The sequence below is a fragment of the Micromonospora sp. NPDC004336 genome (assembly GCF_053602615.1).
The window spans coordinates 1-12,335 of the sequence record NZ_JBSGDY010000176.1; the positions used below are offsets into that span (position 1 = coordinate 1).

At 75.8% G+C, this 12,335-nt stretch carries 15 protein-coding genes; 3 read left to right on the forward strand and 12 right to left on the reverse strand.

The window, feature by feature from the left end:
• Window positions 1-66 precede the first annotated feature (66 nt).
• The 8 genes from ACWENR_RS26050 to ACWENR_RS26085 all read right to left on the reverse strand — a co-directional run bounded on the left by ACWENR_RS26050 (window position 67) and on the right by ACWENR_RS26085 (window position 6,175).
• A complete protein-coding gene (locus ACWENR_RS26050) occupies window positions 67-603 on the reverse strand; it encodes a GNAT family N-acetyltransferase (protein ID WP_452279590.1) in 537 nt (178 codons plus the stop codon).
• 64 nt (window positions 604-667) lie between these two features.
• Window positions 668-1,039 (reverse strand): hypothetical protein, encoded by a 372-nt coding sequence (locus ACWENR_RS26055; RefSeq protein WP_452279591.1) that lies wholly within the window; start codon window positions 1,037-1,039, stop codon window positions 668-670.
• Window positions 1,040-1,098: 59 nt separating this feature from the next.
• Window positions 1,099-1,392, reverse strand: a complete 294-nt coding sequence (locus ACWENR_RS26060) for a DUF6510 family protein (RefSeq protein ID WP_452279592.1) — start codon at window positions 1,390-1,392, stop codon at window positions 1,099-1,101.
• Between the two features lie 14 nt (window positions 1,393-1,406).
• Window positions 1,407-2,144, reverse strand: a complete 738-nt coding sequence (locus ACWENR_RS26065) for a ferredoxin reductase (protein WP_452279593.1) — start codon at window positions 2,142-2,144, stop codon at window positions 1,407-1,409.
• The gene (locus ACWENR_RS26070) at window positions 2,141-2,731 is read right to left on the reverse strand and encodes a sulfite oxidase-like oxidoreductase (RefSeq protein WP_452279604.1); all 591 of its coding nucleotides are present in this window, start codon (window positions 2,729-2,731) and stop codon (window positions 2,141-2,143) included. The genes ACWENR_RS26065 and ACWENR_RS26070 overlap by 4 nt, the downstream gene beginning before the upstream one ends.
• Window positions 2,732-2,812: 81 nt before the next feature.
• A complete protein-coding gene (locus tag ACWENR_RS26075; RefSeq protein WP_452279594.1) occupies window positions 2,813-3,832 on the reverse strand; it encodes a TerC family protein in 1,020 nt (339 codons plus the stop codon).
• Window positions 3,833-4,014: 182 nt separating this feature from the next.
• Window positions 4,015-5,004: a glycosyltransferase family 9 protein gene (locus ACWENR_RS26080; RefSeq protein WP_452279595.1), complete on the reverse strand. Its 990-nt coding sequence runs from the start codon at window positions 5,002-5,004 to the stop codon at window positions 4,015-4,017.
• Complete coding sequence (locus ACWENR_RS26085; protein ID WP_452279596.1) at window positions 4,997-6,175, reverse strand: glycosyltransferase family 4 protein; 1,179 nt, start codon at window positions 6,173-6,175, stop codon at window positions 4,997-4,999. Before ACWENR_RS26085 ends, ACWENR_RS26080 begins: the two co-directional genes overlap by 8 nt.
• 75 nt (window positions 6,176-6,250) lie before the next feature.
• On the opposite strand from ACWENR_RS26085, the gene ACWENR_RS26090 reads away from it, so the two are divergent.
• Entirely contained in the window at window positions 6,251-7,417 is a 1,167-nt protein-coding gene (locus tag ACWENR_RS26090) for a CaiB/BaiF CoA transferase family protein (RefSeq protein WP_452279597.1), read from the forward strand.
• A gap of 145 nt (window positions 7,418-7,562) precedes the next feature.
• Here the strand turns inward: ACWENR_RS26090 and ACWENR_RS26095 are convergent, their stop codons facing one another.
• Entirely contained in the window at window positions 7,563-7,973 is a 411-nt protein-coding gene (locus ACWENR_RS26095) for a DUF2267 domain-containing protein (RefSeq protein WP_452279598.1), read from the reverse strand.
• A gap of 154 nt (window positions 7,974-8,127) precedes the next feature.
• Here ACWENR_RS26095 and ACWENR_RS26100 point away from each other — a divergent pair, with 154 nt between their 5' ends.
• The gene (locus ACWENR_RS26100) at window positions 8,128-8,397 is read left to right on the forward strand and encodes a DUF2795 domain-containing protein (protein WP_452279599.1); all 270 of its coding nucleotides are present in this window, start codon (window positions 8,128-8,130) and stop codon (window positions 8,395-8,397) included.
• Between the two features lie 95 nt (window positions 8,398-8,492).
• Window positions 8,493-9,110: a DUF1345 domain-containing protein gene (locus ACWENR_RS26105; protein WP_452279600.1), complete on the forward strand. Its 618-nt coding sequence runs from the start codon at window positions 8,493-8,495 to the stop codon at window positions 9,108-9,110.
• A gap of 219 nt (window positions 9,111-9,329) precedes the next feature.
• On the opposite strand, the gene ACWENR_RS26110 is transcribed toward ACWENR_RS26105, so the two are convergent.
• From ACWENR_RS26110 to ACWENR_RS26120, 3 genes are all read right to left on the reverse strand, one after another.
• Complete coding sequence (locus tag ACWENR_RS26110; RefSeq protein WP_452279601.1) at window positions 9,330-9,995, reverse strand: hypothetical protein; 666 nt, start codon at window positions 9,993-9,995, stop codon at window positions 9,330-9,332.
• A gap of 42 nt (window positions 9,996-10,037) precedes the next feature.
• Window positions 10,038-11,009 carry a pirin family protein gene (locus ACWENR_RS26115; protein ID WP_452279602.1) on the reverse strand — a complete coding sequence of 324 codons (972 nt, stop codon included), beginning with the start codon at window positions 11,007-11,009 and terminating at the stop codon, window positions 10,038-10,040.
• Between the two features lie 127 nt (window positions 11,010-11,136).
• On the reverse strand, window positions 11,137-11,730 hold the full coding sequence (locus ACWENR_RS26120) for a hypothetical protein (protein WP_452279603.1): 594 nt from the start codon (window positions 11,728-11,730) through the stop codon (window positions 11,137-11,139).
• Window positions 11,731-12,335: the final 605 nt, after the last annotated feature.

Genomic DNA, 12,335 nt, shown 5'->3' on the forward strand with positions numbered 1-12,335 from the left:
GCCGCGTGGCGCGCCGGCCCGGGCGCCGACCCGGGCCGGGGTGGCGGCCGGGCCCGGCCGCCACCGTCACGTCGCCGCGGTCCGGGCCGGGGCGGTGATCGCCCACCGCTCGTGGTCGCGCCACGCGCCGTCGATGAACAGGTAGTCGGGCGAGTATCCCTCCAGCCGGAAGCCGAGCTTGCGGGCGATCCGGCGGGACGGCTCGTTGCCCGGCTGGATGTTGGCCTCCAGCCGGTGCAGGCCGAGCGCCTCGAAGGCGTGGGCGACCACCAGGCCGATGCCGGCCGAGGCGTGCCCGGTGCCGCTGTACGGCAGGAAGGCCGCGTAGCCGAGGTAGCCGCCGCGCAGCGCGCCCATCAGGATCCCGCTGATGTTCACGTACCCGGCGATGGCGCCGGAGCCCCGGTCGCAGATCAGGTAGCCGGCGTGGTCCCGCCGGCGGATCTTGGCCAGGTAGGCGGCGTACCGCGCCGGGTCGTCGGGGGCCGACAGCCAGGGATGGTGCAGGTCGCGGCTGCGGCGGGCCGCGGCGGTGAACTCGGCCTCGTCGGCGGGGCGGGGCCGGCGGATGCCGACCGGCCCGGCCGTGCGCAGGTATCTCACGGCGGACAACCCTGACCGTCGCGGGCGGCGATGTCCAGTCGATTGCCCGCACCCGACGCGGCCGTCAGCCGCCGTCGACGCGTTCGACCGTGTAGTGGATGGTCTGGGCGACGATCCAGCCCTGCTCGATCAGGAACGAGTCCGCCCCGTCGAGGACCCGCGCGCCGTCGGCGTCCGCGGTCCACTCCAGGAACGCCATCCGGCCCTCCACCAGCTTGTTGGTGTACGTGTAGCCGCCGCCGGGCAGCTCCTCCTCAAGCCAGTGGGCCAGCTCCCGGACCCCGTCGTGGCCACGGAACACGCCCCGGCGCTCCAGCACCACGCAGGACGGCGACACGTTGCGCGCCAGGTCCTCCGCGAAGCGGTGCTCGGCCGCGAGCCGAAGGTGGTCCTCGAACACCTCCCGCGCCGACCGCGCCCGCAGGTCCTCCGCCACGTTCCCGCCTCCGTCCGTTCCCGCTGCCGGTGTCGCCCCGCCCGCGCGCGGACCCGCGTTCACAGCGGGCCCGGGTGCGGTTGGTCCGGCGGCATCGGCACCGCCAGGAAGGTGGCCCCGCGCAGGTCCAGCCAGGCCCGGTCGGGCGAGCGGACCAGCCGCAGCATCACCTCGGCGCAGCTCGGGCAGCGCGCGACCAGGCCGGGGGCGTGCGAGTAGACCCGCAGGCCGGCCAGCGGGCCGAGCGCGCCGCAGTGCGCGCACCGCCCGGTGGCGGCGCTCAGGTCGACGGCGAACACCTCCCGCAGCGGGCCGTCGAGCATGTTGCCGTCCAGGTACGACAGCTCGGTCATCGCACACTCCTCCTCTACCCGCCGGTCGGGCCGAACCGTTCGGTCCGCACCCGCCGGCTCTGGTGCCCGAGCCCGACCAGCAGGTCCGCCACGGTCTCCACGAACCCGGTCGGGCCGCAGACGTAACAGAGCGGCTCCAGCTCGGGCGGCCAGCCGTGGGTGTTCACGTCGGCGGGTCCGACCCGGTGCGGCTCGCCCCGCCAGCCCTCCGGCGCCGCCCGGGTGTACACGTACGCCACGTCCAGGCCGTGGTCGTCGCGGACGCGGGCGCGCAGCTCGTCGGCGTAGAACACGTCGGCGGGGGTGCGCACCGAGTAGAGCAGCCGGAACGGCACCCGGCTGCCGGCGGCGCGGCGCGCCCGCACCATCGCCATCAGCGGCACGACGCCCGAGCCGCCGGCCACCAGGAGAACCGGCGCCGTCTCCTCGGGCCGCCAGACGAACCAGCCGCCGACCGGGCCGCGCACCTCCACCGGGTCGCCCTCGGCGTAGACGTCGGTCAGGTACGGCGACACCTCGCCGTCGGGCACCCGCTGCACGGTCAGCGCGATCCGGTCCCCGTCGGCCGGGGCGGCCAGCGAGTACGACCGGGCCGCCTGGTAGCCGTCGGGGGCGGTCAGCCGCACGTCGAGGTGCTGCCCGGGCAGGTGCCCCGGCCAGCCGGGGGCCTCCAGCACGAGGGTCTGCGCGGTCGGCGTCTCCACCCGGCGCTCGGCGAGCCGGGCCACCCGCCACCGCAGCGGCCCGGTCAATCGCCCTGGTACCGCTGCTCACGCCACGGATCACCGTAGTCGTGGTAGCCGGCGGTCTCCCAGAATCCGGGCTGGTCCCGCGTGGTGAGCCGGATGCCACGCACCCACTTGGCGGACTTCCAGAAGTAGAGGTGCGGCACGAGCAGCCGGGCCGGGCCGCCGTGCTCGGCCGGCAGCGGGCCGCCGGCGTAGCGGTGCGCCACCCAGGCCCGCCCGCCGCGCAGGTCGGCCAGCGGCAGGTTGGTGGTGTAGCCGCCGTACGAGTGGGCCTGCGCGTGGTGCGCGTCGGTGTCGACGCCCTCCAGCAGCGTGTCCAGGGAGACGCCCTGCCAGTCGGTGTCGCGCTTCGACCAGCGGGTGACGCAGTGGATGTCCACCGTCGGGGTCTCCTGGGGCAGCGCCATCAGCTCGTCCCAGCTCCAGCGGAACTCGGCGCCGGACTCGGTGGAGATGACGAACTCCCAGGTCTCCACCGGCACCTTCGGCGTCGGGCCGGCGGAGAGCACCGGGAAGTCCTCCGTCAGGTACTGCCCCGGCGGCAGGGCCGGCTCCGCCGAGCGGGGCCGGCCCTGGAAGCCCGGTGACACGATTCCCACCCGTCAGTCGTACCACCCGGGGTGGGCCGGGCAGGCGCGGTCGGCCGGACCGCCACCGCCCCGGGTGACGGCTCAGTGCCGCTCGACCACGACCTCCTTCTCCCCGCCCACGCTCCCGCGGGTGGCCCGCAGGCTGGTGAGCGTGACGATCACCAGGACGCCGATGATGACGCCCAGCGAAGCCAGGGTGGGGATCTCCGGCACGCCCGGCCAGATGCCGTGCGCCCAGTGCAGGCCCAGCTTGACGCCGATGAACGCCAGGATGACCGCCAGGCCGTAGCTGAGGTGGACCAGCCGGCTCAGCGCGGCGTGCAGCACGAAGTAGAGCGCGCGCAGCCCCAGCAGGGCGAACGCGTTGGTGGCGAAGACCAGGTACGGGTCCTCGGTGATGCCGTAGACGGCGGGCACCGAGTCGACGGCGAAGACGATGTCGGTGGCGAGGATGGCGACCACCACGAGGGCGAACGGGGTGAGCGTGCGCCGCCCGCCGAGGCGCACCGTCATCCGCGTGCCGTGGTAGTCGTCGGTGACCGGCATGAACTTGCGCAGCACCTTCACCGAGCGCATCTTGTTGATGTCGACTTCCTGCTCGTGCCCGGAGAGGGCGTCGCGCAGCAGCTTCGCCGCCGTGAGGATCAGGATGATCGCGAAGAGCAGGAAGGCGAAGTCCAGGGTCTGCAGGGCCGCCGCGCCGAGGGCGATGAAGACCGCCCGCAGCACCAGCGCCCCGACGATGCCGTAGAGCAGGACCCGCTGGGCGAGCACCGCCGGCACCGCGAACGCGGCCAGCAGCAGCATGAAGACGAACAGGTTGTCGACGGAGAGCGACTTCTCCACCAGGTAACCGGTGAGGTATTCCACGCCCTGCTGGGAGCCGTAGCGGGACCAGATCCACGCGCCGAACGCCAACGGCAGGGCGACGTAGAAGGCGGACCAGCCGAGCGCCTCCCGGATCGACACCTCGTGCGGCCGGCGGGTGACCAGGAAGTCCAGCACCAGCAGGGCGACGACGCCGGCGATCGTGACGCCCCACAGCGTGGGCGTGCCCACCGACTGGATCTCGGTCGCGGCAAGGTACGGCAAATCGGACATGAAGCCTCCTCGAACACCCTGTCATGTTCGAGGTCTCCTTCACCCACCTTTCGTGGGCAACCACCCGAGGCACGCTCCGGGCGCGCCGTACTGACCGGGATGGTTCGTGGGAAGTACTCCCCTCGTGCGACCAAGGTTAGGGCAGGCTCAACGGGCACGGCAAACGGGGCGCGCGGCGGTGGTCAGCGGGTGGCGACGGCGGCGAGGACCGTGTCGACGTCGAGGGCGGCCAGGCACGCCGGTTCGGCCGCGTCGAGCGGGCAGCGCGCCTCCCACCAGCAGGGCTGCTCCGTGATCGCGGTGGGGCGCCGGTGCGGGCAGCCGGGGAGCCCCTGGAGGTCGGCGCCGCCCATCCCGTACCGCCGCGCGTCGGTCGGGCCGAACAGCGCCACCGTCGGGGCGCCGGCCGCGGCGGCGAGCCGCACCGGCCCGGTGTCCGGCCCGACCACCACCCCGCCGCGCCGGCCCACCGCCGCGAACTGCCCCGCGAGGGTGGGCAGGTCGGCGCGGGGCAGCGGCACCCCGAGCGGCGCGGCCGGGTCGACCGGGCCCACGCTGAGCACCGGGTGGCCGCGCCGGGTCAGCGCACCGGCCAGGGCCCGCCAGTGCCGCCCGGGCCAGCGCTTCACCGCCATCCCGGCGTCGGTGACCAGCACCACCGGCGGCGCGAGCGGCTCCCCGACGAGGCGGGCCACCGCCCGCTCCCCCGCCCGCCGCGCCCCGCCGGTCAGGTGCACCCGGGGGCGGGCCGACCGGTCGGCGGCGGCCAGCAGCCCCTCGGCGTGCAGGATCTCCAGGTAGCGCTCCCCGACCGGCTGGTGCGGCGGCGGGTCGCGCCACAGGTTGGTCACCGCCCGCCCGGCGCCGGCCGCCAGCAGCTCGGGGATCCCGTCGTACCGGGTGGTGCTGACGGCCAGGTCGGGGCGGCGTGCCGCCAGGGCCGCCGCCACCGCCTCCCGCTCGGCGCCGGGACGGCCGTGCCGTGGGGTGGCCACCTCGGCCACCGCCGGGTCGCCGCGCACCAGGTCGGCGCCCGGATCGTGGGTGAGCACCCGCAGCCTCGCCCCGGGGTTGCGGCGGGCCAGGCCGTGCACCGCCGGCAGCAGCATCAGCAGGTCGCCGATCCCGCCGAGCAGGTCCACCACCAGGATGTCCGCGTACGTCTCAGGCACCGGCCCGCCCCAGCGCCCGTGCGTAGAGGTCGCGGTGCGCGGCGGCGACCCTCGGCCAGGAGTACGCGGCGGCGAAGGCCCGCCCCCGTTCGGCGAGCCGGCGGCGCAGCACCGGGTCGGCGAGCAGCTTGCCGACGGTACGCACGATCGCGGCGCTGTCCCGGCGCCCGGCGATCACCGCCACCGCCCCGCCGCGGCGCAGCTCGTCGTCGCCGGCGTCGGGGAGCGTGACCGCCGTCGGGACGCCGTGCGCCAGCGCGGCCAGCAGCGCCCCGCTCTTCGTGCTCACCCCGGCGGTGAACGGCAGCACCGCCACGTCGGCGGCGTGCAGCGCGGCGGAGACCCGCTCGGCGGGCAGGTGCCCGGTGAAGGTGACCGCGTCGGCCACCCCGCACCGGCGGGCCAGCCCGGTCAGCTCGGCGCGGAACGCCCGCGCCTCGTCCTCGGGCAGCGCCTGGGAGGTGAAGCCGCCGACCACCAGCAGCCGCAGGTCCGGGTGGGCGCGCCGCAGCTCGGGCAGCGCCTCGATCAGGTACCGCAGCCCCTTCACCGGGTGCACGAAGCCGAAGAAGGCCAGCAGCGGGGCGCCCTCGGGCAGGCCCAGCTCGGCCCGCAGCCGCTGCCCGGCGGTGGCCGCCCCGACGTGGTCGGCGACGTTCGGGGCGATCGGGATGTGCGTGGCGGCGCGGCCGGTGCGCGCGCGGAGCACGTCGCCGTGGCCGGGATTCGTGACGATCACCGCCGCGCTGGCCGGCACCAGCCGGCCGGACTCGCGGTCCCAGCAGCGGGCCCGCTCCGCCACCGACCAGAGCCGGCCGGGCAGCCAGCGCGGGCAGGCCCACCAGCCGTACTCGTGCAGGGTGGTGACCAGCGGCACCCGCCGGGGCAGCCGCCACGGCAGCAGGCCGGGCTGCCCGGAGAACCGGTACGCCGACGGCGCGAACTGCACGTGCACCACGTCGGGCGCCAGCTCGCGGACCCGGCGGGCGGCCCGGGCGGTGGCGCCGCGCCAGCGGCCCCGCTCCCCGTCGGGGCGCACCGGCACCGGGGTCACCTCGACGCCCACCCCGTCGAGCGCCTCCACCAGGTGCGTCACGTAGTCGCTGACGCCGTCGGCGTCGGGCCGGCCGGGACCGTGCAGCATGGCCACCCTGATCCGGTCGTCGACCACGCCACCTCCCCCGCGTCTCGGCCGGCGGGTTCCCGGCCCCTTACGACGCAAACGCGCGGCGCCTATGGTGTGCCAATGGTCGAGGACGTGGCGGCGGGCCCGCTGGCGGGCGTACGCGTGGTCGAGCTGGCCGGCATCGGGCCCGGGCCGTTCGCGGCGATGATGCTGGCCGACCTGGGGGCGGACGTGGTCCGGGTGGACCGGGCCACCGACGTGGACCCGGGCGCGTTCGGCAGCCCGCACCCCGACCTGCTCAACCGGGGGCGCCGCTCGATCGGGGTGGACCTGAAGTCCCCCGGCGGCCGGGAGGTGGTGCTGGCGCTGGTCGCCGGCGCCGACGCGCTCGTCGAGGGCTTCCGGCCGGGGGTGACCGAGCGGCTCGGCGTCGGCCCGGCGGACTGCCTGGCGGTGAACCCGCGGCTGGTCTACGGGCGGATGACCGGGTGGGGGCAGGACGGCCCGGTGGCCCCGTACGCGGGGCACGACATCGGCTACGTGGCGCTGACCGGGGCGCTGCACGGCATCGGGCGGGCCGGCGAGCGCCCGGTGCCGCCGATGAACCTGCTCGGCGACTTCGGCGGCGGCGGGATGATGCTCGCCCTGGGCCTGGTCTCCGCCCTGTACGCGGTGCGCGGCGGCGCGCGCGGGCAGGTGGTCGACGCGGCCATCGTGGACGGCGTGGCGGTGCTCAGCACCCAGATCCACGCGCTGCGGCGGTTGGGCATGTGGCAGGACGCGCGCGGGGTGAACCTGCTCGACGGGGGCGCCCCGTTCTACGACACGTACGAGTGCGCCGACGGCCGTTACCTGGCCGTGGGCGCGCTGGAGCCGCAGTTCTACGACGAGCTGGTCCGGCGCAGCGGCTTCCCGTTGCACCCGGACGAGGCGCTGGACCGCACCGACCCGGCGAACTGGCCGGCGTTGCGCCGGGCGTGGGCGCGCCTGTTCCGCACCCGCAGCCGGGACGAGTGGACGGCGCTGCTGGGCTCCTCGGACGCCTGCGTGGCGCCGGTGCTGGACTGGCGGGAGGCCCCGGATCACCCGCACCTGGCCTCGCGGGGCACCTTCGTGGAGCGGGACGGGGTCACCCAGCCGGCCCCCGCGCCCCGCTTCTCGGGCACGCCGACCGCGCTGCGGCGCCCGCCGCCGCAGCCCGGCGAGCACACCGACGAGGTGCTGGCCGAGGCCGGCTTCGACGCGGGTCGGGTCGCCGACCTGCGGGCCGCCCGCGCGGTCGCCTGACCGCGAGGCGAGGGCCGCACGGCCACGAGCGCGCCCCGGCGCGCGGGTGCCCCGGCGGGCGCGGCGGCCATCTCCGGGTCGGCCGGGCGGGTCAGGATGCCCCGGCGCGCGGATGCCTTCGGAGGGCGCGGCGGGCGCCTCCCGGTCAGGAGCGGCGCAGGGTGGCGCCGGGGGCCATCGCGGGCTCCACCAGCTTCCGGTAGTCGCGCGGGAACTGGGTGGCCACGTCGTCGAACTCGCCCCCGGTGATCGCCTCGCGGAGCGTGGTGAAGACCGCCCGCGCGGCGTCCCGGGCGGCCGCCTCGTCGACGCCGGCGCGCACGGCGATCCGCGCGACGAACTCGGCCGCGCCGAACCGCTCCGCCGACTCGGTGCGCGGGCTCGGCTTCATCACCAGCTGCAACGGCTTGGGCAACTGGGCCGCCAGGTCCAGCACCTCCCCGCCGGTCAGCCGCTCGGCGAGGGTCTCCAGCGTCGCCCGGGTCAGTTCCACCGCCTGCTCGGAGGAGGTGCGGGTGCGCTGGGCGACCTGGTCGACGAAGGTGTCGTAGTTCATCCGGTGCTCCTTCGCGCTGCGTCGGGCCTGCGCGTACCCGGTGCGCCGACCGGGAAACGACCGCGGATTTCCCCGGCGGCGGGCGCGTGGCGGGCCGCCGGACGGGTAACCGCCGCCGGTCGTGACCGGATCGATGCCCGGAGGAGCCGACACCATGGCGAGTTACGCCGACGTGCTGCAGTACCTGTCGAGCCTGGACTATCCCGCCGGGAAGGACGACGTGGTACGCGAGGCCGAACGCGAGGGCGCCCCGCCGGACGTGCTGCGGGCCCTGCGGGCTCTGCCGCCGGTCGACTACGCCAACGGCAACGAGGTGGCCCGCTCGGCGGGCATCGACGCCGCGCCCGAGGTCGGCCCGTCCCAGCGGGCGGCGCAGGCGCGGGACCGGCACCCGCGGGTGTCGCAGCACCTGCGCGGCATCTGAGCCTTGCCCGCGCCTCGACCGACCGGCGCCGCCCCCGCGCGGCGGGACCGCCCGGGTGACGGGTGACGGCGCCCCCGCCCGGGCATCCCCCGGTCGTGGTCCAGCTCACCGTGATGGGCGCGGTCGGGCTGTTGGCCGGCGGGGTCACCGCGCTGGCGGTCGCGCCGGCGGTCGCGCCGCTGGTCGCCTGGGACGCCGCCGCGCTGAGCTGGCTGGTGCTGGTCTGGCGCAAGCTGTGGCCGATGGACGCCGACTCGACGGCCAGGCTGGCGGTGTACGAGGACCCCAACCGGGCGGCCCGCGACGTGCTGCTCCTCGCCGCCTGCCTGGCCAGCCTGCTCGCCGTCGGCATCGTGGTGACCCGCGCGCACGCGTCGCCCGCCACGGCCGGTCGCAACGTGTACGGCGGGCTGGGCGTGCTCACCGTGCTGCTGTCGTGGTCGGTGGTGCACACCGTGTTCGCCGCCCGGTACGCGCGGGTCTACTACACCGGGCCGGACGGCGGGGTGGACTTCAACCAGCCGGAGCCGCCGCGCTACTCCGACTTCGCCTACCTGGCGTTCACCGTCGGGGCGACGTTCCAGGTCTCCGACACCGCGCTGACCAGCAACGAGATGCGCCGCACGGTGCTGCGGCACTCGATGCTGTCGTACCTGTTCGGGGCGTTCATCATCGCGGTGACGGTGAACCTGCTGGCCGGTCTGGCGAAATGAGGCGGAAGCCGCCGGACAGGCGGGCGCCCCAGCCGCGAACCGCGACCGGGGCGCCACGCAGAACCTGACCGGCGGTCGCCGGGCCCGAACCGGGCCGCGACCGCCAGGCGGTTGATGTTCGCCCGAACCGGGCGGGCATCGCTGCCGCAACCAGCGTACGACACGCCATCCCCCGTTCGGGGGATATCCGGCGAAGTGTGGGCCAGCGCACCCCGCGCGTCAGCGGGTCAGCTCCGCGTACCGCTGCTCGAGGTCGACCCGGGCCAGCGCGCCGACCAGCCACGCGAGGCGCTCCGACTCGCCGCTGCCGGCCAGCCCGGCGAGGTCGTCGGCGGAGCGTCCCAGCCCCAGCCGGCGGGCCGCGGCCAGCGCCCTGCGGTCCGCGACCGGCGCGACCTCCCGCCACAACGCCTGCGCCTCGCGCAGGAACAGGTCGGCCACCGCGCCGTCCACGCCGGGCAGCTCGGTGAGCAGCTCCCGCTCCCGGGCCGGGTCGTGATGGGCCGTCGCGCGCAACCGGCGCAGGTCGCCCCGGTAGCGCCCGACGACGGCGCGGGCCAGGTCGCCCAGGGTGTCGGCGAGCGCGTCGACGTCGCCGCGCTGGCCGCTGTCGCGCAACACGCGGACCCGGTCGGCGTGCAGCGAGCGGGCCAGTCGGGCCGCGCTGTCCCAGCCCGCGCCGGGCAGGGCGTGCGCGCTGTCGAGGGCGCGCCGGAAGTCGCCGCGGCGGGCCAGGAGCACGGCGAGGCAGAGCAGCTGGAACAGGCTCGACGGGTTGTTGGTGACCCGGAAGCCGTACTGCTCCGCGAAGCCCCGCCCGCCGCCGGCGAGCCGGCGTACCAGACGCTTCTTGTCCTCGATCGTGGAGACGGCACTGGTCGGCATGCCGGCGACTACCCGCGCGACGGCCGGCCACGCCTGCCCGCGTCAGCCGAGGACGCCGCCGCTGCGGTCGCGTGCCTTGAGCCGCGTGGTGGGCAGCGCGGGGGCGGGCAGCGGCGGAGCGGGGTCGTCCGCGACCGCGCCGAAGCGCCGCCCGGCCATCCAGTCCTCCCGGGCGGCGGCCACCTCCTCGTGCGAGCGGCCGACGAAGTTCCACCACATCACCAGCGGCTCCTCGAAGGGCGCCCCGCCGAGCAGCAGCAGCCGGCTGCCGGGCTCGCCGGCGAGGGTGAGCCGGTCCCGGCCGGCGCCGAGGTAGAGCAGCGCCCCGGGCGCGACCGACACGCCGTCGACCTCGGCGGCGCCGGACATGGCCAGCAGCCCGTACTCGAAGTCGCGGCGCAGCGGCAGCGTGGCCGCCGCGGGCCCGCGCAGCTCGAACTGCGCGCCGAGCAGCGGGGTGTGCGTCACGGCCGGCGACCGCTCGCCCGCCAGCTCGCCCACCAGCAGCGTGACGTCCAGCTCGCCGTCGCGCCAGCGCGGCAGGTCGGCGTGGTGGGCGAAGTCGGCCGCGCCGGCGCGGGCCGGATCCGGCAGCGCCACCCAGAGCTGCACGCCGTGCATCAGCGGCGGATGCCGCTCCGGCGAGCGCTCGGAGTGCGCGATGCCGTGCCCGGAGGTCATCACGTTGAGCTGACCGGGTCGGATCGGCTGGACGTTGCCGAGGCTGTCGCGGTGCAGAATCTCCCCGTCGAGCAGCCAGGTCACCGTCTGCAGCCCGGTGTGCGGATGCGGCGGCACCTCCATGCCGGGCCGCTCGGCGACGTCGTCCGGCCCGAAGTGGTCCACGAAGCACCAGGCGCCGACCATCCGCCGCCGGCGCTGCGGCAGCAGCCGTCGCACCGTGGTGTAGCGGCCCAACGGCACGTCGTGGCCGGGCAACAGGACACTGCCGGGATCGACGGCGGCCACGCCGGGTGGCCGGGTCTCCGCGGGCATCTTCTCGGTGCGCTCCACCGCCCGACTGTACGCCCGGGACACGCCACGACCTGCCGGTCGTCCCCCGCCCCGGCCCCGGCTTCGGAGACGCGACCGGCCGGTACCCCGTGCGGGGTACCGGCCAGCGGTCGTGTTCGTGTGTGTGTCAGCTGTTCCAGTGCTCGGCGACGAGGTCGGCGGCCTGCTGCTCCCACTGGGCATAGTGGTCCGGGTACGCCGACACCTGCACCGTCTGCGCGGCCTTCGTCAGGGGCATGTCCTGCCACCCGTCGACCTGCTTGAGGCCCTTGAGGAAGGCGGTGGTGGAGTACTCGGGGTCGGTGATCTGCTCGACCGTGCCCCACCCGCTGGACGGGCGCTGCTGGAACAGGCCCTGCGAGTCGTGGTCGTTGCGCTCACCCAGATGACCCAGGTTCTCCAACTTCGACTCCTGCAGAGCGGTGGCGATCGCCACGACCGCGGCACGCTCGTCCATGCCGGCCTTCTTCGTCGCCGCCACGATCGCCTTCACGTTGGCGACCTGCTCGTCCGACAGGTCGATACGCGACTGCGCGCCCTGCACGCCGTGCGGGATCAGCTTCGCCTTGTCCACGCCCTGCTTGTCCGCCACCGCCACGGCGGTGACCGGGGCAGCGGCCTCGACCGGGGTGGCGTGGGCGGCGGCCGGACCGGCGAACACACCACCGGCGAAGACCAGACCAGCGATACCCAGAACGCTCTTACGCATGATCGTGTTCACGATGGGCTCCATTCGGGGGTAGACACCCACGACCGAGGGGGATCGGACACACGGGTGCAAGCACCGTCCGGCGCTCAAAACGAACTCGGGGGGAATCCGGCAATGGCTGCCGGGAAGAAGTCAGACCGGCCTCGCGCGGGGCCGGAGGGGTGGCCCGTGTCGCGGGGCGGGGGACGCCCTCGCGTCGGCCGGACCATGTGTAACGACCACCGGCCCGCCATCATTCCGGGGGCCCGGCCACGCCCGCGCCCGCAGGCGGTGACGTGCCCTTACTCGGCCGTACGCATGATGTAACGAACCCCGGCCGCCCACGATTCCGCGCCCACGATGCCCCCGGTCACACCCTGAAACCGGACACCAGGCACACACCCGATGCGCCGGAACACCGGCGGCACAGGACACCGGCACACGCCGGAGCCCGGATCGCAAATCGGGCTCCCACCGCAGACCGAACCGTCGGCGCGCACCAAGCACCCAACGCACTGCCCCATAGGTGGGGCAGCTCGACAGCGCCCGCAGTGGGGGGGGGGGGGCCCCGCCGCGGCGGGGGCGGCGGCGGGCGGGACCGCAGCAGGGCGGACGCGCGCCGACGCGGCGCGGAGGGA